Raw genomic sequence first — 19628 nt, 5'->3', positions numbered from 1 at the left:
CATGGCACTGACATCAAGAAGGAGACCAAGACCCCGATCTCAACCCCGATCTGAGCTAACCTGCAGCACGAACGGGTGGCTCACTTTTCGATGAAAAACCCGGCTCAGTTTTCGGCGGAAATCAACATTAAATATATTAGAAGGCTTGCGCGGACGTCTTCGGAGCTTCTCGGACGTAGATGTGGTGGGCCCACCAGGACTCGAACCTGGAACCAAAGGATTATGAGTCCTCTGCTCTAACCATTGAGCTATAGGCCCGCGCAAGAGCGGAAGTTTACCGTAGACCTTGCACGCGATGGCACCGTCGTAGCCGCTCGGTTCTTCCAGGCCGTATCCCGAAACGAAACAGCCCCGCGTTGGCGGGGCTGTTTCAGTCTTGCAGGTTGCAACGGCGATCAGTCGACGTCGAGGAACGAGCGCAGCTGTTCGGAGCGGCTCGGGTGGCGCAGCTTGCGCAGCGCCTTGGCTTCGATCTGGCGGATCCGCTCGCGGGTGACGTCGAACTGCTTGCCGACTTCTTCCAGCGTGTGGTCGGTGTTCATGTCGATGCCGAAGCGCATGCGCAATACCTTGGCTTCGCGCGGGGTCAGCCCGGCGAGCACGTCGCGCACGGTTTCCATCAGGCCGGTCTCGGTGGCCGACTCGATCGGCGAGCTGGCGTTGCCGTCCTCGATGAAGTCGCCCAGATGCGAGTCCTCGTCGTCGCCGATCGGGGTCTCCATCGAGATCGGTTCCTTGGCGATCTTCAAGACCTTGCGGATCTTGTCCTCGGGCATCTCCATTTCCTTGGCCAGTTCTTCCGGCGTGGCCTCGCGGCCGAACTGCTGGAGCATCTGGCGGGAAATGCGGTTGAGCTTGTTGATCGTCTCGATCATGTGCACCGGGATGCGGATGGTGCGCGCCTGGTCGGCGATCGAGCGGGTGATCGCCTGGCGGATCCACCAGGTGGCGTAGGTCGAGAACTTGTAGCCGCGGCGGTATTCGAACTTGTCGACCGCCTTCATCAGGCCGATGTTGCCTTCCTGGATCAGGTCGAGGAACTGCAGGCCGCGGTTGGTGTACTTCTTGGCGATCGAGATCACCAGGCGCAGGTTGGCCTCGACCATTTCCTTCTTGGCGCGGCGGGCCTTCGCCTCGCCGCTGGCCATGGCGCGGTTGATGTCCTTGATGTCGATCAGCGGCAGGAACAGCTTGCGCTCGATGGTGGCGAGCTTTTCCTGCTCGGCGTCGATCGCCTCGCGGTAGGTCTTGATGTTCGGCGACCACTTCTGGCGCTTGCGGCCCAGCTCGGCCGCCCACTCGAGGTTGCCCTCGTTGCTGGGGAAGGTCTTGATGAACTCGGCCTTGGGCATCTTCACCTGCTTGACGAAGATGTCCATCAGCACGCGCTCGTGGTGACGGATGTCGTTGACCACTTCGCGCAGCTTGCGCACGAAACCGTCGATCAGCGCGGACGGCAGCTTGAGCTTGAGGAATTCCTCGGCCATCTGGTCACGCAGCTTGACGATCTTCTTGTCGAGGATGCTGGCGGCCTTCGGCGCGGCCTTCTGGAACTTGCCGTAATGGTCGCGCAGCAGTTCCATGCGGCGCTTGACCTCTTCCGGGTCGGGGCCGCTGGAGCCGGCTTCTTCTTCGTCCTCGGTGGCGGTCTCGTCGTCGTCGTCGTCGGCTTCGTCGCCGGGTTCCGGTTCCGGCGCCAGCAGGGCGGCGGCTTCCTTCTCCTTGCGGGCGAGGTCGGCGGCTTCTTCCAGGTCGAGGAAGCCGGCCAGGATTTCGCTGAGGCGGCGCTTGCCGTCCAGGTGCTGGTCGTATTCCTCGAGCAGCAGTTCGATCGTCAGCGGGAAGCTGGCCAGCGCGGTCTGCACCTGGCCGAGGCCTTCCTCGATGCGCTTGGCAATGGCGATCTCGCCTTCGCGGGTGAGCAGTTCGACCGTGCCCATTTCACGCATGTACATGCGCACCGGGTCGGTGGTGCGGCCTACTTCGGCGTCGACGGCGGAGAGCAGCGCCACGGCCTCTTCGGCGGCGGCTTCGTCGTCGGTGCTGCTGCCGGCCTTGTCGGCCAGCGGGTCGGCATCCGGAGCGGCGTCGTGCACTTCGATGCCGACGCCCTTGAGCACCGCCATGATGTCTTCGATCTGCTCCGGGTCGACGATGTCGTCGGGCAGATGGTCGTTGATCTCGGCGTAGGTCAGGTAGCCCTGCTCCAGACCCTTGGAGATAAGTGCCTTGATTTCGGACTGTTGCTCGTGGGGAGCTTTGCTGTTCATTAATTAACCGACCGCCGCGGGGTTCAAGAACCGGACATTATAGCGATGTGCTGCTTTTTTGACCAGTTTTCAAGTGAGAAAAAGTTCAAACAGGCTACGCAAAAATCGCGCCAAATCGCGGTCTTGCGGTGTTTCGCCGGCTGCGCGCCGCGCGCAGCTCATGCATGCCAGCTCAGCCGGTGTCGAGCCAGAAAGTCACCGGACCATCGTTCACCAGCTGGATCACCATATGGGCACCGAAGCGCCCGGTTTCCACCCCCGGATGCGCAGCGCGTGCAAGCTCCAGCAGCCGCTCGAACCAGCGGCGCCCATGCTCGGGCGGCGCGGCACGGGTGAAGCTGGGGCGCATGCCGGAGCGGGTATCGGCGGCCAGGGTGAACTGGCTTACCAGCAGCAGGCCACCGCCGGTATCGGCGAGCGAGCGGTTCATCCGGCCGGCGTCGTCGGCAAACACGCGATAGCCGAGCAGACGCTCCAGCATGCGCTTGGCCTGTACCTCGCCGTCGTCCGGTTGCACCGCCACCAGGGCCAGCAGGCCGGTGCCGATCGCACCGACGGTTTCTTCGTCGACGTCGACGCGGGCGGAAAGGACGCGCTGGATCAGGGCAATCATGGCGGCATGCGGGAGGTGAGGCGATCAGCTTACGGCGCCATCGCGGACGGTGAAAGCCGGCTCCCGTAAACTGGGCGGATGCGTGCCGATATCTATCTCATCTATCTACTTTTGCGCCTGCTGGCGCTGTTGCCGCTGCGTGCGTTGCAAGGTATCGGCAGCGGTCTGGGCAAGCTGATGCTGTGGCGACGCGGCCAGATGGTGCAGAACACCGCAGTGAACCTGCGCATCGTGCGGCCGGCGCTGGATGCTGCAGCGCAGGCGGCGTTGCTGCGGGAGGTGGTGAGCGAGAGCGGCAAGTCGGTCAGCGAGATCGTCAAGGTCTGGGGCGCCGGTGCCGAGCGGGCGTTGGCGCTGGTGCGCGAGGTGCGCGGCGAGGCGTTGCTGGATGCGGCACTGGCCGCCGGCAAGGGCGTGATCATCGCGGCGCCGCACCTGGGCTGCTGGGAGTTGCTGAATTACTGGCTATGCCGCAAGACGCCGATGGCGATCCTGTACCGGCCGCCGCGGATCGCCGCGGTCGAGGGCCTGCTGCGCAAGGTGCGCGGCGCGCTGGCGCCGGAGCAGGTGCGTGCCGACGGCGCCGGCGTGCGCACCTTGTACAAGCGGCTGGCGGCGGGTGGCACGGTCGGCATCCTGCCGGACCAGAAACCGCGAGCGGGGGAGGGTGAGTTCGCGCCCTTCTTCGGCCGCCCGGCGTTGACCATGGTGCTGTTGCCACGTCTGGCCGCACGCACCGGCGCGACCGTGCTGTTTGCGTTTGCCGAACGCCTGCCGCACGGTGCCGGCTATCGCATCCAGATCCTGCCCGCACCCGAACGGTTGGCCGATGCCGACCCGGCCCGCGCCTGCGCTGCATTGAACCAGGGCGTGCAGGACTGCGTCGAGCTGGCGTTTGCACAGTACCAGTGGCAGTACAAGCGCTATTCGGCCGATGGCCTGATCAGTCCGTACGATCGCGAAAGCGAGTAGGGAACACGCAGCGTCGCTACGCTTTTTCCAGCCGGCGCAGGAAGACGGTCATTTCCTTTTCGGCCTGCTTGTCGCCGCGGCTGGCGGCCACGTCGATGCCGCTGCGCCAGGCGTCTGCCGCAGCCTGCAGCTGGCCGGCCTGCTGGCAGGCCTTGCCGAGCAGCTTCCATGCGGCCGAGTAGGCAGGATCGAAATCCAAGGCATGCCGCAGTTCACCGATCGCGGCATCAAGCTCGCCTTCGCCAAGCAGGGCGCTGCCCAGCGAGAAGCGCAGCAAGGCACCGTCGCGCGGGCCATCGCACTGCTTGCGCAGGCTGTCGATCAGGGCGGCATTCACGGCTGCGTGCGGTAGCGCCAGATGTCAGCCGGGTAGACCTGGGTTGGCCGGGCTGGTTCCGGTGGAGCAAGTCCGGCGCGCAGGTCGGCCAGCGAAGCCGCCGGCCAGACCACCAGCCACGACGAACGGAACGGCTGCACCAGCAAGGCATAGCGCAGGGCGTCGGCATCGAGTTTCCCCGGATGCGCCACGATCAGGCCGTCCGGATGGGCGCGGGCAAAGTCCTGCAGCGCCTGATCGCCGAACAGCTCGGTGATCGGCTGGGTCAAGCGCCCTTCGAAGTGGAACTCGCCTTCGTAATTGCCCAGGTAACCGATCGGGTGCTGCGACTGTTCGGCCTCCAGCAGCTTGGCGGTCGGGCGCAGGTCGAAGTGTGGCCACAGGGTCAGGGTGAACAAGGTATTGAGGGTGAGTACGCCGACCAGCCCGGCCACGGCCAGCCGGCGCAGTTCGCCCCGGCCGCGCAGCAGCAGCAGGCCGCCGAGCAGCAGGAAGACCACGCTGAAAAAGCGGCTGTACGGCGCAGCGGCATCCGGCCATTCGCCATGCAGATAATTGCCGGCCACCAGCATGGGCAACGCAAACAGCAGCAGGCCGAAAACGATGCCGCCCACACCCAGCGGCCAGGTGCCGAACCAGCCATTTTCGGCGAGTGCCGGGCGGCGCTCGCGCAGTACCGCGATCGCGCCGGCCATCAACAGCACGATGCCGCCGAACTCAGGCAATGGGTAATACAGCTGTTTGCCGCTGATCAGCGAGAACACGACCAAGCTGGGCAACAGCCAGCACAAGGCGAAGCGCAGGCCCGGTTCCAGCGGCCGGCGCAGGCTGGCCAGGGCCACCCACACGCGCGGCCAGCCGCTGAACGGAAACAGCAGCAACGGCAGGCCGAGCAGGTAGAACCAGACCGGCTCCGCATGGTTCTGCAGGTCCTTGCCCTGCGCCAGCTTGTTGACCACGCGCCCGGCGGTCTGGGTGAAGAACAGCCTTTGCCGATAGGCCTCGCCGCCGGAGAACCCGGCCGGCAACGCCCACGCCAGCAGCATCGCGCCGCCCAGCAACATCGACAGCACGCCGCCGCCGTACCAGCGCGCACGATGCTGGCGCGCCCAGTCGTTCCACAGCGGCCCGAGCAGCCACGGGAACACGATGTGCAGCAGCATCACCGGACCCTTGGTCAGCAGGCCCAGGCCGATGCACAGGCCGAACAGCAGCCAGCGCGGCTCGGCCCGATGCAGCTTCGGGGTCAGGCACAGCAGCGCGGCCAGCGTCCATACCGCCAGCAGCACGTCGTACATGATCTGCAGGCCGAACAGGAAGGCGTAGCCCAGCGCCAACAGCATCCATGGGGTCGCCTTGGCCATCCATGGGCGGTTGGGAAACAGGCGCCGCGCCAGCATCGAGACCAGTACCAGCTGGCTGCCGCCGATCAGCACCTCGAGCACGCGCGGCCAGATGTCGCTGACACCGAACACGAACCAGCCGGCATGGATCAGCCAGAACAGCAACGGTGCCTTCTCGCTGTACGGCTGGCCGTTGATATGCGGCACCAGCCAGTGGCCATGCGTCCACATTTCCCATGCCACCGCCAGTGTCCGGGTGGAATACAGCGGCATCGGCCCGTGCGAAAAGATCGCCAGCAGGGCGACCAGGCTCCATAGCGGCAGCCATGGCCACAGGGCCCGCAGGTGTTCGGAACGACTATACGCGCTGACTGACACGTGGCTGGCTCTTGGCGGATTGGGAAGGATTCTAGCTTGCGTCAGGTACGCACATGGCGATGGCGTCGGCGCCAGACGTTCAGGCTGGCCCCCAGTAGCCGATGCGGCGGCGGATCTTCAGCTTGCGCCACAGGTTCAGCGGTTTGCGCCGGCGGTTCTTGGCGCCGCCGGCGATGAACGCGTCGATCGCATCGAGCACGCGTTCGCTGGAGCGGCCGTCGCGGTACGGATGGATCGCGTCGGCATAGTCGCGGATCGCCTGGAGCAATTGCGGCGGCCGCGCCAGCGCGCGTTGGATCGCCGGCTCGAATTGCGCCGGCGCGTCGATGTCGATCAGCTGCGGGCCCGGCCGGCGGTTCTTGAACGTCACCACCGGCTTGCCGGTGAGCAGGAATTCGTTGAGCGCGGAGGAGGTATCCGAGCACATCAGGTCGACCTGCGGAAACAGTTCGAGGATGTTGTCGTTCTCTGCGAAGCTCAGGTACTCGTTCTGCAGTGCCTTGTACTTGGCCGTGGTCTCCGGGTTCATCTTCGGGTGGAAGGTGACGATCCAGCGCCAGCGGCCGTCGCGCGACAACCGCTTCACCTCTTCGTACAACGTCTCGGCCGCACTCCACGAAGGCGAGAACGTCGAGTGATAGAGGATCACCGGTGGCTTGCGCACCGCCGGCAGCGGGCCGGTGATCTCCTGCATGAAGGGGTCGAGCTTGGGAAAGCCGGTCTCGATCACCGTGAAATGGCCGACGCGATCGGCGATTTCCTGGAACTTGGCCGTGTCGCGTGGCCCGGTCGTGCAATACAGGTCGAAGAAGCCGCGGACGTAGATATGCCGCGGCTTGCCGGCATCGAAGCCGTGGAACGTCTCCACCTTCACGCCGGGAAAGAAGTGCGGCACCGCGTTGCTGGAGGTGATCACAGCGATCGGCTTCCAGCGGCGCACTTCGTCCACCGTGAGCAGCCGTTCGCCGGCGACCAGATCTTCCGCGCCAGGGCCATCGAAGAACCACGCGGCCTCATCGCCGCGCGCGCGGATCGCCTGCTGCAGCGGCCGCAGGATCGCCAGCGCGTAGCGCTCCGAGCCGTACAGTAAATAATGCTTTTTGTTGCTGCTCATCAGCGATCGATGCCGTGGTGGGTGAGGATGTGCGCCGCGCGCGACACCGACTCCGGATGGTTAACCATTTCGTAATAGCGCATGCGCTTGTACAGCGCATAGCTGGCCGCGGTCTGCGCGATGATGAAGCCGCGCCAGCCGTCCAGGAATGCGAGCCGGAACACATAATCCTTGAGGAAGGCCAGGACGTAGACGAACGGTGCCTGCCACATGCGTACCGGCTTGCCCTTGTCCAGCCAGTCGCGGCATTTCAGTTCGGCATAGCGCAGCACTTTCAGCTGCTTGTGAGGCAGGGTCGGATTGTTGACGTGGTTGAAGGGTGCCTGCAGTGTCGGCGCGTTGCCTTCGAAGCGCAGCGATTCGTGCACGCGCGCGTCGCTCCAGCGGGCGCGGTCACGGTGATACAGCCGCGCCATCTGCTCGCCCACGGCTGGGCGGTACCAGCGCATCGGCCGGCCCATGTAGATCGTGCTGCGCCGCAGATACGCCGCCGGCATGCTGCCGGCCATCAAGTCAGGCAGGCGTTGCTGCAGTTCGGCGGCGAGTTCCGGGGTGAGGTACTCGTCGGCATCCAGCGCAAGAATCCATGCATGGGTGCACGCCGTCGTGGCGAAATTGCGCTGCGGCCCGAAGCCGAGCCAGTCCTGATGCAGCACGCGTGCGCCGTGTGCCTGCGCAATGCTCACGGTGTCGTCGTCGCTGCCCGAGTCGACCACCAGCTTCTCGGCCGCGAACGTGACGCTGTCGAGGCAGCGCGCGATATTGTCGGCCTCGTTGTGGGTGATGACGACGAGAGTCAGCGGGAAAGTGGACATGCGAAGGATTCTAGCCGATCCATTCAGGAAGCCGATCGCGACATCCGTCGGTTGGCGCCGGGATGGGCGATGGCCGATGTCGGCGGCTATGTCATTGCGAGTCCGATATGATGGGGCACTGGCATGAGCTGCCGGCAACTAGTGTGGGGACACGTTGTCACATCGGGCAGCAGTGATCTCGCGGAGTGGATGCAAATGAGCGACATCGTGGGCGAAGACGACCTGGCCGAGCCGCCGTTGCCGCAGGAACCCGCGGTCGACCCGGCAGCCGCTCGCAACGAGAGCGGTGCGGGCAGCCGGACGACGTTCGCGGTGGTCATCACCAGCTACAACTATCGCGACTTCGTGCTGGAGGCGGTGGAGAGTGCGCTGGCACAGAGTCGCAAGGCATTGCAGGTCATCGTGGTCGATGATGGTTCCACCGATGGATCGGATGTGCTGCTGCGCGAACGCTATGCCGATGACGAGCGTGTCACCCTGATCAGCGGCATCAATGGCGGCCAGCTCAGCGCATTCCAGCGTGGCGTGAACGCGGCGCATGCGGATGTGATCAGTTTCCTCGACTCCGACGATCGCTGGGAGCCGGATTACCTGGCCCGTCTCGGCGTCTTGTACGACGCGCGCGCGGATATCGACTTCGTGTTTTCCGACCTGCAGCTGTTCGACCAGCAGGATCGGGTGATGCGTTTTCACGGCAGCGAGGTCGATCTCGGCTACACCGCGATCAGCACCTACGTGCTGACCCAGTGGTACGGCGCGCCGACTTCCGCGCTGTCGATGCGTGCGTCATGGGCGCGGCAGGCGCTGGATCTGCCCGAATCCTTCCAGCGCACCTGGCGGTTGTCGGCCGACAATTGCCTGGTGTTCGGCTGCAGTGTGCTCGGCGCGCACAAGTACTACCTGCCGACCGGCTGCGTCCGCTACCGCATCCACGGCAAGAACGGCTGGTGGTCGAACCAGTCCGCGCGGATCGAATACATCAACAAGATGACTTCCAGTGCGCTGATCCGGCATTACGCCGCCAGGATCGGCATGGGCCCGGAATGCATCGAGTTCAGCAAGCTGGAGTTCATGACCAAGCCGCGGCCACCGTGGAGCGAAACCAAGCGTTACGCCAGGCTGGTGATGATGCGACGGGTATCGCCGTGGCGGAAATGGGAGCGTGCCTTGAACATCCTGCGCCGTGGCTGGAGGCTGCGTGGCTGATGTGGCGAATACGCACGACGGGGCCGCATTGATGCGCATCAGTGTCGCGGTGATCACCTACAACTGGCCTGCGGCACTGGAGCTGGTGCTGCGTGCGCTGGCTGCGCAGAGCGAGCTTCCCTTCGAAGTCATCGTCACCGACGATGGCTCGCAGCCGGCGACGCGCGAGCTGCTCGAGCGGGTGGCGGCGGATTATCCGGTACGTCTGGTGCACCTGTGGCAACCGGACGACGGCGCACGCATGAGCCGTGCACGCAACCGTGCGATTGCCGCCGCGCAGGGCGATTACGTCATTCTGCTCGATGGCGACATGGTGGCCGAGCGCCATTTCATTGCCGACCACCGTAAGTTCGCGCGGCAGGGCTGCTTTGCACAGGGTTCGCGCGTGCTGACCGACGCCGGCCTGACCGCCCGCATGCTGGCGCACGAAGTGGGCATGCCGGGTTTCTTCAGCCGTGGCATCGAGCGACGGCGGCATACGCTGCGCCTGCCGCCACTGGCGCACTGGTATGCACGGCCCGGCACCAAGCGGCGCGGCATCAAGAGCTGCAACATGGCGTTCTGGCGTGACGACCTGCTGCACATCAACGGCTTCAACGAGGCGATGACCGGCTGGGGCCGCGAGGACACGGAGCTGGCTGCGCGCGCCTTCCACGCGGGCTTGCTGCGGCGTGATATCCGCTTCAGCGCACTGGCGACGCATCTCTACCATCACAGCCGCAAGCATGTGGTCGACAATCCCAACGACCGCATCGTGGACGATACGCGGGCGCGCCGGCTGATCCGCTGCCAGCTCGGCATCGACCAGCATCTGGCCGAGTTTGCCGCCGCACCGGTCGATCTGCGCGCTGCGCTGCGCGACCTCGCGGTGCTTCAGAGCAGCTGACGCAGGGCCGCGTCCAGCCGGGTGGCGAAGCTTGCCTCGTTCGAGGTGAACCAGCTGCGTGCGCGTTCGCCCAAGGTCGCTTGCTCCGACTCGGGCATCTGCATCAGGCGTTCTACGGTCGCTTCCAGCGCTGTTTCATCGAAGCGGTGCAGGGTCGTCATGTTGAACGGACGGGTGTCGGCGGTGCGCACCAGCATGCCGCGTTCGGTGGTGACCAGCTCATTCATCGGTGCGGCATCGCAGGTGATCACGACCGCCTTGCAACTCATCGCCTCGACGATGTAGTGCCCCCAGCCTTCGGTTTCCGACAGGCACAGATGGAACCTGTATGCGTTCTGCAGATTCCGGATCTGCCGGATGTCGTTCAGATAGCCGACCCGGTGCTCGATGTTGGCCGGGGTCGGGCCGGTCGCGGGGGTTGCCGTCTTGGGCGATTGCAGCAGCAACAGCTTTGGCCATTCCGGGTGGCGCTGCCATAGCTCGAGCAGGCGCTGCGTCCCCTTCATCCGGCTGGCGCCGGCCAGGTGCAGGAAGGTCGCCTGGCGCGGAACATTCTCGTCCAGGCAATCGCTGCTGCGGAAACCGATATGGATCGCGCGGCAACCACGCGCGTTGAACAGGTCGACGCCATAGTGAGTCTTGCACAGGATCGCGTCGAAGCGCGTCAGGTAGCGCTGGCTGCGCGGCGACAGCCATTCCGGATTGGGTACCAGCAGGTTCACCTTGGCCAGTCCGAAATAACAGGGGCGCACGTGTTCCAGCGCGATGTTCACGTCGAACAGCTTGGCCTGGCGGCCACCGCTGCGCAGCCATTGCCACAGCATGCGCAGGTACATCGGCAGGCTTTTCCAGCGACCATCCTGCCGGTGCGAGCCGAGTCGGGTCACCTGTACCTGATGGCCGAGAGCGACAAGTGCCTCCGACAGCAAACGAATGTCGTGGGTGAGTCCGCGCTGATTGTCCCAAGCGAGCAGATTGATACGGGCCATGGAGGATCGACGGTCAGCGGGTTGGCGTGTGGCGCAGCCGGCGACCGATGTCGACGGCCAGGCCAAGCACGAGGAACAGATAGAGCGACTGCGGCATGGCCCGATAAAACACATTGTCGCTGAACGCACATAGAGCGTAGATGCCGATCACCATCAGCCCGGCGACGGCAGATACCGCAACCGACTCCTGCGAATGGTTGGCATGCCGGGCGAAATAGGCCAGCGGAACGCCAAGGAAAAGCAACAGCACGAGCAGGGCGGGCAGGCCGCCGGCGAACATGGATTCGAGGTATTCGCTGTGCGGGTGCACGTATTTGGCGATCGCTGGGTCGGCATGGCCGAGCGCGACCTGATGACGCACGTACGGACCGAACTGCTCCAGGCCGTTGCCGGCCAGCGGATGCTCGCGGAAGGCCTGCCATGCAACACGCCACATCTCCAGCCGTTCGCGGATCGCGATGGCCGCAGGGGAGTCATCGGTGCTGTAGCTGCTGATGTCGGTGGATACGACGGCGAGCCGATCGACCATCTCCTTGTGCAAGGTGGCGGTCACCGCGAGCATGCCGACCACGGTCACCCCGGACAGCACGAGCATGCGTCGCCACAGATGCGAGCGCACCGCGTACCAGAGCATCAGCCCGAGATAGACCGGGGCAAAGGCCAGCAGCGGGCCGCGACTCTGGGTCAGCACGGCGCCGTACAGGCCAACCACCACGGCCGCGATGTGCAGCCAGCGATCGCTGCGATGGGTGCTGGTGCGCAGTGCCTGCAGCATCGACAGCAGCACCAGGAGCAACACGAACATCGCAAATTCGACCGCAGCCCAGTCACCGCCATTCAGTCCGGCCGGGCGGTCGACACCCTGCGCATAGCGCTGGAACAGGCAGATAAGACCGAGCAGCAGGGTGGTCAGGCTGAAGCCGATGGCGAGCACGCGATCGCGCAACGGTAACGCGAACACCGCTGCGGCAGCCAGGAACAACAGTGTCTGCGCCGGCAGGCCGATGGTGTCCCAGTCGAGGTGATGTCCGAGAAAGTTGCCGATGTCGTACAGCAGCCGCAGCGCGCAGACGGCGACCACCGGCCATGCGGTGCGACAACTGAGACGAATGTCCTTGCGCGTGATCAGCAGGGTGAGGCCGGCCAGGAGCAGCACGGTCATCGGTATCAGCTTGATGCGCGAGGATACGGCGAAGCACGCCGGCATGGCGGCTACAAGTGCGGAAAGCGTCCAGATTCGCCAGGAAACGGAATCTGCGCGCACATCGTCGACTTGTCGAGCCAATCGTGAACTCCCTTTCTGGCCATAAGCTACGGGCCAGCGGGGTTGCGATGGCGTGCGTGCTCGGCACTCTAGCGCAAGGTTAAACTTGGCAACGTGAACGCCGTCTGGCGGTCGTTATGCGGCTTCAGGGCGCATCGTCCGCATCCTCGCTGTCGCTCGCGGCCGGAACGCAGCCGGGCACCACCGCATCGGCCCTGAACATCCACCATTCGCGGCGGTTGGCGTGGCCGACATAGGTGGCGCGCTGGCGATTCACGCAGCTGCCCATCGCTTCGTCGAGGCTGAAGATCCAGCGCCGTGCGGGATCATTCCGCTGCCACGCCACCGCCTCGGCGTACTGTCGTGACCACGGCGCCAGGAAGCCGAATTCCGCCACCGGCCCGTCGGCCATCAGCAGGTTCTGCTCTTTCCAGGCGAGCAGGCCGATGGTCGCATCGGGCCCGGCGATCGCGCGTGCGTGCAGCATCACGTCGCGTGCCGAGCGGTCGCCGTTGAGCATCGGGTAGCCCCACAGGCCGTACATGCCCCACAGCATGAAGGCGAACAGCAGCCAGCCCAGCGGGGCGTGACGCACGCGCGTGACCGCGGCGATCAGCAGGCCGGCCAGCCCGATGCCGAGCAGCAGCCACCAGATCTGCGGCGCCAGGCTTTGTTCGATCTTCACGGCCCAGGCCGGGTGCCGGTGCAGCGCCAGCACGGCGGCAACCGTCAGTGCCGTCGCCAGCAGCAAGGTCAGTGCAAGCACCGCCCGCTGCACGCCGCGCCGGCGCAGCAGCCCCGGCAGCAGCGGCGCCAATGCCAGTGCAGCCATGGGGAGCGCCGGCAGGATGTAGACGTCACGCTTGCCCGGACTGAACGAAAAGAACAGCAACAGCAGCACGATCCAGCCGAGCGGCAGCAGGAAGCGCGCGTCGCGTCGCTTCAGCCGACGCCACCAAGCCGGCAGCGCCCACGGCAGCAGCAGCGACAACGGCAGCCAGTCGACCACGATGATGCCGAGGAAATAGAACGGCGAATGGAGATGCCCGCTGGGCGCGGCATAGCGGTGCACGGTCTGCCCGAACAGGATGTTCTGCACGTATTCGGCGTGCTGCGGATCGCCGTCGGCGCGCGCGACCAGCAGCATCGGCAGCAGCCACGCCAGGACCGGCAGCAGGAACAGCATCAGCCCGCCGGCCCAGCGCCAGCCACCGTTTGGCAGCGCCAGTCGGCGCCAGTGGCCGCGCCGGGCGACCAGGTAGGGAATCAGCAGCAGCAAGGCCAGCACACCGACGCCCTTGGTCACCACGCCGACACCGGCGAAGAAACAGCCCACGGCAAACCAGCGCCACGCCGGGCCCAGCAGCAGGTGGCGCAGCAGACCGTAATTGGCCAGGGTGATCCAGCCCAGCAGCAGCGGATCGATCTGCGCGTTGCGCATCTGGTAGCTGAAGTGGATGGTCACCAGCAGGATGGCTGCGGCGAGCAGGGCGCTGCGGTGGTTCCACAAGCGACGGGCCAAGTCGTAGACGAGCGCCAACGTCCCCAGGGCGGCAGCCAGCGACGGCAGCAGGAAAGCCACCCGCCAGGAGCGGGTAACCAGGTAGGCGAGCGCCTGCAGCCACATGAATACCGGGGGCTTGTCCGGATACAGCTCGTGGCCGCGATGCGGAAACAGCCACTGGCCGTGCTCGACCATCCAGTGCGCAACCAGCGCGAAGCGCGGTTCGTCGGATGGCCACGGGTCGCGCAGGCCGATGCCGAGGCCAAGCAGCAGCAGGGCGAACACGCCGAACAGCAGCAGTTCCCGGCGGGCGCTGCTCAGCCATAGCGGGCGGGCGTGGGAAAGAGGTGCGCAGGGTTTCACGGGTCGGGTGGTTTCTGTCAGCAGGCCAATGTTGCCAAGCATAGCCCGGTGGCCGTGAGTCGTTCGCGCCGGCGTGCGGCGGTGTTGGACAGGGTGGCGCGACCGGCTAAGGATTGGCTTGGGAGCGTTTTTGCAGCACCGCGTAATACATGCCGTCGAGGTCGCCATCACCGGGCAGGATCTGCCAGCCCACTGCCGCGGCTTCGCCTGCAGGCAGCGTGAAGGCCATGGCTTGCGCATCCGGCTGGGCGGCCAGCAGTTCGCCGACAATCGCCTCGTTTTCGGCGCGCAACACCGAGCAGGTGATGTAGACCAGCCGCCCGCCCGGCGCCAGCAGCGGCCATAGCGCGGACAGGATCCTGCGCTGCTGCGCGTGCATCGCGGCGATATCGCTTTCGCGCCGATGCAGGCGTACGTCCGGCCGTCGCCGCAGCACGCCGGTAGCCGAACATGGCGCGTCGATCAGGATGCGATCGAACGGCTGGCGTTTCCACCAGCCGGCCGGCGCGCCGGCGTCGCCGATCACCAGCTTGGCATTCAGTCGCAGCCGCATCAGGTTCTGGCGGATCCGCTCGGCGCGCTTGGCATCGAACTCCAGCGCGGTCAGGTCGATATCGGCGCGTTCCAGCAGGTGGCAGGCCTTGCCGCCGGGCGCGGCGCAGGCGTCGAGCACGCGCAAACCGTCCCGCAGATCGGCCAGGTCGGCTGCGACCTGCGCGGAGCCGTCCTGTACCGCAAACAGGCCATCCTCGAAACCGGGCAGGCGGGTGACATCGGTGCTGTGCGGCAGGATCACCGCATCGCTCAGCCAGGGATGGGGCGTGGCCATCTGGCCGGCGGCTTGCAGCCGTTCGATCAAGGCCTGCCGCTCGCTGCGCTGGCGATTGACGCGCAGCATCAACGGCGGCTCGCCGTTGTCGGCAGTCATCACCGCATCGGCCTGTGCTGGCCAGTCGCGCTGCAGTGCCGCAGCCAGCCATGCCGGGTGCGCGTGGCGCGTCTGTGGCCGGGCGTCGAGCCTGGCGATCAGGGTTTCGCGTTCGCGTTGCCAGCGGCGCAGCACGGCGTTGACGAGGCCGGCCAGCTGTGGCCGCTGCAGCGAGCGCACCGCTTCGACCGTGGCCGCCACCGCGGCGTAATCCCGCAGCTCGAGGATTTCCAGCTGGACCAGGCCCAAGACCAACAGGGCATGGATGGCCGGGTCCTTGTGGCGCAAGGATTTTTCCAGCAAACCGTCGATCGCGGCATCGAAGCGCAGCCACCAGCGGGCGCCTTCGCTGAGCAAGGCCATCAGCAAGGCACGGTCGCGCGGGTCGCCGAGCTTTGGCGCAGCGCGCTCCATCACGTCGCGCAGCGAGGCGCCACGCAAGGCGACCTCGGCCAGCCCTTTGGCGGCCAGCGCGCGGGTATCGGTCTTCATCGGGCGTAGGTCATCGGGACATGCTTCATCGGAGCTGGCTTCATCGGGGCTGGCGCAGCTCGGGGCGCGCGTTGAGGTAGTCGAGCGCGCCGATGCGCTTGCCGCCGGCGCGCTGCAGCGCGGTGATGCGCAGCGCGCCCTGACGGCAGGCGAGCTCGATGCCATCGCGGCCCGCGGCGATCACCTCGCCCGGCGCGGCGTGGTGGTCGAGTTCGATCGCCTGCGCGGCCCAGATCCGCACCGGCTCACCGGCAATCACGCCCTCGGCGACGGGCCAGGGATCGAAGGCGCGCACCTGGCGTTCCAGCTCCGGTGCAGCGCGGGTGAAATCGAGCTTTGCCTCGGCCTTGTCCAGCTTGTGCGCGTAGAGGATGCCTTCCTCCGGCTGCGGCGTGGCGGCCAACGTCTCGCCGGCCAGTGTTCGGCGCAGGCCTTCGGCCAGCACCTCGGCGCCCAGCATGGACAGGCGATCGTGCAGCGAGCCGCCGGTATCGTCGCGGGCAATCGGCGTGCGCCGTTCCAGCAGCACCGGGCCGGTATCCAGGCCGGCCTCCATCAGCATCAGGTCGACGCCGCTTTCGCGGTCACCGGCGAGGATGGCGCGCTGGATCGGCGCCGCGCCGCGCCAGCGCGGCAGCAGGCTGGCATGCACGTTCCAGCAGCCCAGCCGCGGGGTCGCCAGTACCTTGCGCGGCAGGATCAGGCCGTAGGCGACCACCACCAGCAAATCGGGCCGGTATGCCGCCAGCGTCTGCCGGGCCTCGATGGATTTCAGCGACTCGGGCTGTTCGACCGTCATGCCGGCAACCAGCGCTGCCTGCTTCACCGGACTCGGTGTGAGCTTGCGGCCGCGGCCCGCCGGGCGATCCGGCTGGGTATACACGGCCACCACCTCGGCGCCGCTGGCGCGGCAGGCTTCAAGGCAGGGAACGGAAAACTCCGGGGTGCCGGCAAAGACCAGCCTCAGACCTGGGCTATTCAAGCACTCGCCGCCTGCTTGCGCTGCTTGTCCAGCCGCTTCAGCAGCAGCGCGCGTTTCAGCGACGACAGGTAGTCGACGAACACCTTGCCATCCAGGTGGTCCAGCTCATGCTGGATGCACACCGCCAGCGGGCCCTCGGCCTCGACGACGATTTCCTTGCCGTCGGCATCCTGCGCCCTGACCTTCACCTTCAGCGCACGGGTGACATCGGCATACAGGCCGGGAAACGACAGGCAGCCCTCCTGATAGACCTGCGAGCCCTCCTTTTCGAGGATCTGCGCATTGATCAGGGCCAGCGGCTGTTTGCGGTCGTCGCTCATGTCGGCCACCAGCACGCGCTGGTGCACATTGACCTGGGTGGCCGCCAGGCCGACGCCATTGGCGGCGTACATGGTTTCGAACATGTCGGCGACGAACTGCTTCAGTTTGGCGTCGAACACGGTTACCGGCTCGGCGCGGGTACGCAGGCGCGGGTCGGGGAATTCAAGGATGGGAAGGACGGACATGGATTTCACCTCGGCGCCGAAAATGCGGGCGGTTTGGTAAAAACCACTCCCGGCGCGAACTAGAATGTGCCTCATTGTACGTCGGCAAACATCCGAGCGCAGACGATTTTTGCCAACTGAAACCTGTTGCGCGCGTTAACCATTCGGTTACACTCGACCGAGCTCTGGGGAAGGGGGATTCCCACCAATGATCAGAAAGCTAATCGTGTTGCTGGCCGGCATGCTGGTTACCGTGGCCGTCTATGCGGCCGGCGCGCAACTGCGAGCCGATCATCCCGATTCCTACACGGTGCGCCGCGGCGACACCCTGTGGGGTATCTCCGCCAAGTTCCTGTCCAAGCCATGGCTATGGCCGGAGATCTGGCAGGCCAATCCGCAGGTGCGCAACCCGCATCTGATCTATCCCGGCGATGTGCTCAACCTGTCCTTCATCAACGGGCCAAGACTGCGGCTGGAGCCGGGTGTTCACGCCGAAGGCGAGGCCGTGCCGGCGATTCCGCTGTCCCAGCTGAAGATGTTCCTCAAGGACATGCGGGTGATGGATGCCAATACCGTCAACGCAGCGCCGTATGTGGTGGGCCTCGAAGAAGCGCGCCTGCGCGGCACGGTGGGCCAGAACATCTATGTACGCGGCCTGCAGGGCGAGCCGGGCCAGCGCTGGGCGATCGTGCGTCCGACCCACGTGTTCCGCGGCTTCAATCAGAACGATCCGAGCAAGGCCGATCTGGTCGGCCATGAGCTGGACAGCAATGCGGCGATGGTCAATGCGCCGTGGGATGAAGACACCCGCAACGACGGACACTACGGTTTCGGCGACGGTCTCGGTGTCGAGGTCAGCGTGATCGGTACCGCCGAGACGCTGCGCATGGGCGATCCGTCGACCTTGCTGCTGCTCGATTCGACCATGGAGATTCGCAGCGGCGACCGCATCATGCCGGTCGACGACACGCCCTACGATCCTTATTACTACCCGCATGCGCCGAAGTCGGTGCCGGCCAATGCCAAGGTGGTGGCCTTTGCCGACGCGATGGACGCCGCTGGTCCGCGCCAGGTGGTGGTGCTGTCGATCGGTGCCAGGGACGGGGTCGACAATGGCCAGACGTTCTCGATTTCCGAGCCGGGCGAGACCATCCATGACGATGTCGCCAGCAACAGCTGGAATCGCGGCGTCGGCAAGACGGTCACCCTGCCGGACGAATACGTCGCCCATGTGATGGTGTTCCGCACCTTCGACCGGGTCAGTTACGGCCTGGTGATGGACGGCCTGCGGCCGGTACATGTCGGCGGCCGTTTGAGCATGCCGCAATGACCAGCTAACCGGTTTCGGCACTTTCCTACAGCACGGCGCGGTCATCACCGCGCCGTTTCTGTTTGCGGCTGTTCATTAAACTGCGCCGCATGGAGCGGCAAGGCATGGATGGCATGGATGATGAGCTGCGCACATGGATGATCGCGCTGCGGACGCCGGGGCTTGGTCCCGGTGGGCTGCGCGAACGGCTTGCCGCGGCCGAGGGCGATATCCGTCGGGTACTGGCGGACCTGCGCCATGATGCCGCGCGGCTAGGCGAGCCGGCACGCGCGTGGCTGGCGCAACCGGATGAAGCGCAGCTCGCCGCTGACATGGTCTGGCTGGCTGCACCGGGTCATCGCCTGCTGCGTTGTACCGACGCGGATTTTCCGCCACAGCTGGAGAACATCCCGCAGCCGCCAGCCGCGCTGTTCGTCGCCGGAGATGCCAGTTTGCTGCTGTTTCCGCAGGTGGCCATCGTCGGCGCGCGCAATGCCAGTGCGGCCGGGCTGGCGCATGCCCGTGCATTCTCCCGGGCGTTGGCGCAGGCAGGCCTGCTCGTCACCAGCGGCATGGCCGATGGCATCGACGGTGCGGCGCATGTAGCGGCGCTCGACGTCGGCGCGGCGACGCTGGCGGTGATCGGTACCGGGCCGGACCGGGTGTACCCGCGCAAGCACCATGGGCTGGCCCAGCGCATCGCGATGCATGGCGCGCTGGTCAGCGAGTTTCCGCCCGGCACGCCCGCGCGTGCGGATCATTTTCCGCGACGCAACCGGCTGATTGCCGGTCTTGCGCTGGGCACGCTGGTGATCGAGGCGGGGCTGCAGTCGGGTTCGCTGATCACGGCACGACTGGCCGCAGAGCAGGGGCGCGAGGTGTTCGCGCTGCCCGGCTCCATCCATAGTCCGCTCGCACGTGGCTGCCACCGTCTGATTCGGGAAGGTGCCCGGCTGGTCGAGAGCGCAGCCGAAATAGTCGAGACTCTGGCGCCGATGGCGCGCATGCTAGGGGATGAACTGGCGACTAGGCTGCAGACGGAAACCGCTGGCGCGGCGGCCGGATTGTCGAAGGATATGGGGCCCTTGGGCCGTTTATCCGGGCAGCTTGAAGATTCTGGGTATCGCCGGCTCTTGCTCGAACTTGGTCATGAACCGACGACATTGGACGAACTTGTGCAACGTACGGGACAATCCGCGGCTGCCCTGTCCTCGATGCTGCTAATGCTGGAACTGGAGGGCGGGATTGAAAGCCTGCCGGGCAATCGCTATCAATGTTTGCCGGCTGGATTCCCTGACGATTGAACGCTCGCGCGGCATGGCTTGGCCATCTTGCACGATGGCCCGGGCTTGACAGCCGCTGGCACGGCGTGGTTTCA

Annotated in this window: 17 protein-coding genes and 1 tRNA gene; 5 read left to right on the top strand and 13 right to left on the bottom strand. The window is 65.8% G+C overall.

The genetic code is table 11. From position 1 onward, the window contains the following. Positions 1-182: 182 nt before the first annotated feature. The 3 genes from B0E46_RS12175 to dtd form a co-directional block, all read right to left on the bottom strand. A tRNA-Ile gene (locus B0E46_RS12175) sits at positions 183-258 on the bottom strand. A 137-nt stretch (positions 259-395) separates the two neighbouring features. After that, positions 396-2270 carry an RNA polymerase sigma factor RpoD gene (gene rpoD, locus B0E46_RS12170; protein ID WP_077556042.1) on the bottom strand — a complete coding sequence of 625 codons (1875 nt, stop codon included), beginning with the start codon at positions 2268-2270 and terminating at the stop codon, positions 396-398. Positions 2271-2442: 172 nt separating this feature from the next. Next, positions 2443-2883 carry a D-aminoacyl-tRNA deacylase gene (gene dtd / locus B0E46_RS12165; RefSeq protein ID WP_077556041.1) on the bottom strand — a complete coding sequence of 147 codons (441 nt, stop codon included), beginning with the start codon at positions 2881-2883 and terminating at the stop codon, positions 2443-2445. Between the two features lie 78 nt (positions 2884-2961). Here dtd and B0E46_RS12160 point away from each other — a divergent pair, with 78 nt between their 5' ends. Next, entirely contained in the window at positions 2962-3855 is an 894-nt protein-coding gene (locus B0E46_RS12160) for a lipid A biosynthesis acyltransferase (RefSeq protein WP_077556040.1), read from the top strand. A gap of 16 nt (positions 3856-3871) precedes the next feature. Here the strand turns inward: B0E46_RS12160 and B0E46_RS12155 are convergent, their stop codons facing one another. The 4 genes from B0E46_RS12155 to B0E46_RS12140 form a co-directional block, all read right to left on the bottom strand. Next, the gene (locus B0E46_RS12155; protein ID WP_077556039.1) at positions 3872-4192 is read right to left on the bottom strand and encodes a tetratricopeptide repeat protein; all 321 of its coding nucleotides are present in this window, start codon (positions 4190-4192) and stop codon (positions 3872-3874) included. Then, positions 4189-5913, bottom strand: a complete 1725-nt coding sequence (locus B0E46_RS12150) for a glycosyltransferase family 39 protein (protein ID WP_077556038.1) — start codon at positions 5911-5913, stop codon at positions 4189-4191. Before B0E46_RS12150 ends, B0E46_RS12155 begins: the two co-directional genes overlap by 4 nt. A 79-nt stretch (positions 5914-5992) precedes the next feature. Then, entirely contained in the window at positions 5993-7027 is a 1035-nt protein-coding gene (locus B0E46_RS12145) for a CDP-glycerol glycerophosphotransferase family protein (protein WP_077556037.1), read from the bottom strand. Further along, positions 7027-7842, bottom strand: coding sequence for a glycosyltransferase family 2 protein (locus tag B0E46_RS12140; protein ID WP_077556036.1), 816 nt, complete (start codon positions 7840-7842; stop codon positions 7027-7029). The genes B0E46_RS12145 and B0E46_RS12140 overlap by 1 nt, the downstream gene beginning before the upstream one ends. Positions 7843-8037: 195 nt before the next feature. Between B0E46_RS12140 and B0E46_RS12135 the strand changes: the two genes are divergently transcribed. Both B0E46_RS12135 and B0E46_RS12130 read left to right on the top strand, forming a co-directional pair. Continuing rightward, entirely contained in the window at positions 8038-9048 is a 1011-nt protein-coding gene (locus tag B0E46_RS12135) for a glycosyltransferase family 2 protein (protein WP_077556035.1), read from the top strand. Positions 9049-9079: 31 nt separating this feature from the next. Next, positions 9080-9934: a glycosyltransferase family 2 protein gene (locus B0E46_RS12130; protein WP_077556067.1), complete on the top strand. Its 855-nt coding sequence runs from the start codon at positions 9080-9082 to the stop codon at positions 9932-9934. Here the strand turns inward: B0E46_RS12130 and B0E46_RS12125 are convergent. From B0E46_RS12125 to def, 6 genes are all read right to left on the bottom strand, one after another. Further along, positions 9922-10923, bottom strand: coding sequence for a glycosyltransferase (locus B0E46_RS12125; RefSeq protein ID WP_077556034.1), 1002 nt, complete (start codon positions 10921-10923; stop codon positions 9922-9924). The two genes, B0E46_RS12130 and B0E46_RS12125, sit on opposite strands and share 13 nt — an antisense overlap. 13 nt (positions 10924-10936) lie before the next feature. Next, the gene (locus B0E46_RS12120) at positions 10937-12085 is read right to left on the bottom strand and encodes an O-antigen ligase family protein (protein ID WP_254425145.1); all 1149 of its coding nucleotides are present in this window, start codon (positions 12083-12085) and stop codon (positions 10937-10939) included. 247 nt (positions 12086-12332) lie between these two features. Continuing rightward, positions 12333-14096 carry a glycosyltransferase family 39 protein gene (locus tag B0E46_RS12115; RefSeq protein ID WP_254425144.1) on the bottom strand — a complete coding sequence of 588 codons (1764 nt, stop codon included), beginning with the start codon at positions 14094-14096 and terminating at the stop codon, positions 12333-12335. A 64-nt stretch (positions 14097-14160) separates the two neighbouring features. After that, a complete protein-coding gene (rsmB, locus tag B0E46_RS12110; protein WP_077556032.1) occupies positions 14161-15474 on the bottom strand; it encodes a 16S rRNA (cytosine(967)-C(5))-methyltransferase RsmB in 1314 nt (437 codons plus the stop codon). 40 nt (positions 15475-15514) lie between these two features. Next, on the bottom strand, positions 15515-16456 hold the full coding sequence (fmt, locus tag B0E46_RS12105) for a methionyl-tRNA formyltransferase (RefSeq protein ID WP_077556031.1): 942 nt from the start codon (positions 16454-16456) through the stop codon (positions 15515-15517). Next, the gene (def, locus tag B0E46_RS12100) at positions 16453-16962 is read right to left on the bottom strand and encodes a peptide deformylase (protein WP_077556030.1); all 510 of its coding nucleotides are present in this window, start codon (positions 16960-16962) and stop codon (positions 16453-16455) included. Before def ends, fmt begins: the two co-directional genes overlap by 4 nt. Positions 16963-17149: 187 nt before the next feature. Here def and B0E46_RS12095 point away from each other — a divergent pair, with 187 nt between their 5' ends. Both B0E46_RS12095 and dprA read left to right on the top strand, forming a co-directional pair. Beyond that, on the top strand, positions 17150-18271 hold the full coding sequence (locus tag B0E46_RS12095; protein ID WP_077556029.1) for a LysM peptidoglycan-binding domain-containing protein: 1122 nt from the start codon (positions 17150-17152) through the stop codon (positions 18269-18271). Positions 18272-18384: 113 nt separating this feature from the next. After that, on the top strand, positions 18385-19554 hold the full coding sequence (dprA, locus tag B0E46_RS12090) for a DNA-processing protein DprA (RefSeq protein ID WP_077556065.1): 1170 nt from the start codon (positions 18385-18387) through the stop codon (positions 19552-19554). Positions 19555-19628 lie beyond the last annotated feature (74 nt).

The organism is Rhodanobacter sp. B04, from assembly GCF_002001125.1.
GTDB lineage: Bacteria > Pseudomonadota > Gammaproteobacteria > Xanthomonadales > Rhodanobacteraceae > Rhodanobacter.
This window is presented reverse-complemented; position numbering and strand designations above follow the sequence as displayed.